Genomic DNA, 1,608 nt, shown 5'->3' with positions numbered 1-1,608 from the left:
CCTCACGGCGACCGACCTGCGCGACGACGTGCACTGGTTCTACCCGGCCGGTGGCCGCTGGATCGAGGAGGGCCTCGACCGTCTGGTCGGCGACGCCGAGTCGCTCGGCCTCGCCGTCGCGGGCGAACCGGTCGAGACCGGTCGGCTCGTGCTCGCCGGCGACATCGATCGCGCCGCGCGGCTGCTCGCCGCGCACTTCCCCGCACAGGTCGACAAGGTCTACGTGCAGCACGACCTCTCCATCGTGTCGCCCGGTCCGCTCGAGCCCGCGCTCGACGCGAGGCTGAGGGGCTTCGCCGACGTCGAGGGCCGCGACCTCGCATCGACCTATCGCGTGAGCGCGGCATCCGTGAACCGGGGGCTCGCCGCGGGCGAGACGTCGGAGTCGATCCTCGCGTTCCTTCACGGCCTCTCGCTGACCGGCATCCCGCAACCGCTCGCCTATCTCGTGGGAGAAGCGGCGTCGCGGTTCGGCTCGGTGCGCGTGGCCGCAGCCGACGATGCCGACGCCCCGGCGCGCGCCGCGATCCGCTCCGACGACGAGCAGCTCGTGCGCACGCTCGCGGTCGACCAGTCGCTGTCGTCGATCGGGCTGCGCCAGACCGGCCCGCACCGGCTCCTCTCCCGGTTCACGCCCGACGTCGTGTTCTGGGCGCTGTCCGATGCGAGGTATCCGGTGGCCGCCGAAGACGGGAACGGCGAGATCGTCCGGCTGCGTCGGCATCGCCTCGCCACGGCTCCCCCGCCGCCGCCGAAGACCGATCCGGTCGCCGCGCTGCTCGACCGCGTCCTCGCTACGGGCGACGCCGGCGCCACCGAGCAGGCGTGGCTCGCCCGCCAGCTCGAGGCCGCGGCCCGCGCGAAGGAGACCCTCACCGTCACCGTGCGCATGCCAGGCGGCCAGACCGCCGACTACCTGCTCGCTCCCGCGAGCGTCGCGAACGGACGCCTCCGCGCCCGCGATCGCAAGGCCGACATCGAGCGCACGCTGCCGCTCTCCGCGATCGCCGCGGTCTCCCCGGCGCCCACCAACGTCTGAGGCGCGAGCGACGGATGCCGCGTGGCGGCCGTCGTCCCCCGAAGCGGGCGTAGACTCGAACGCTATGTCAGACGGCCCACTCATCGTGCAGAGCGACCGCACCGTGCTCCTCGAAGTCGCGCATCCGCTCGCGGAGGACGCGCGGCACGACCTCGCGGTCTTCGCCGAGCTCGAGCGCGCCCCAGAGCACGTGCACACCTATCGCATCACCCGTCTCGGGCTGTGGAACGCCCGCGCCGCCGGCCACGGAGCCGAGGACATGCTCGGCACGCTCGAGCGGTACGCTAAGTTCCCCGTGCCGCAGACCGTGGCCGTCGACATGCGCGAGACCGTCGGCCGCTACGGCCGGCTCATCGTCGACCGCACCGACGACGGCGCCCTGCGCCTGTACTCCAGCGACATCGCCGTGCTCACCGAGGTGGCGAACGCCAAGCGCATCGCGCCGCTGCTCACCGAGCGGATCGACGACGAGAGCTTCCTCGTCGCGGCGTGGGCGCGCGGCGCCCTCAAGCAGGAGCTCGTGAAGTTGGGCTGGCCGGCCGAGGACCTCGCCGGCTACACGCCCGGCA

General features: G+C 73.3%; 2 protein-coding genes. Both read left to right on the top strand.

Annotation, left to right across the window (positions count from 1 at the left end; all coding sequences use genetic code 11):
* On the top strand, nucleotides 1–1,039 hold a 1,039-nt coding region (locus AC1DY2_RS19590; protein ID WP_476763928.1), incomplete at its 5' end, for a helicase-associated domain-containing protein.
* Between the two features lie 64 nt (nucleotides 1,040–1,103).
* Nucleotides 1,104–1,608 (top strand): helicase-associated domain-containing protein (locus AC1DY2_RS19585; protein ID WP_476763927.1); only part of this gene is annotated, 505 nt, incomplete at its 3' end.

The organism is Agromyces sp. P1_H4 (assembly GCF_056405255.1).
Note: the sequence above shows the minus strand (reverse complement) of the source record. Positions and strands in the feature narration are given on the sequence as shown.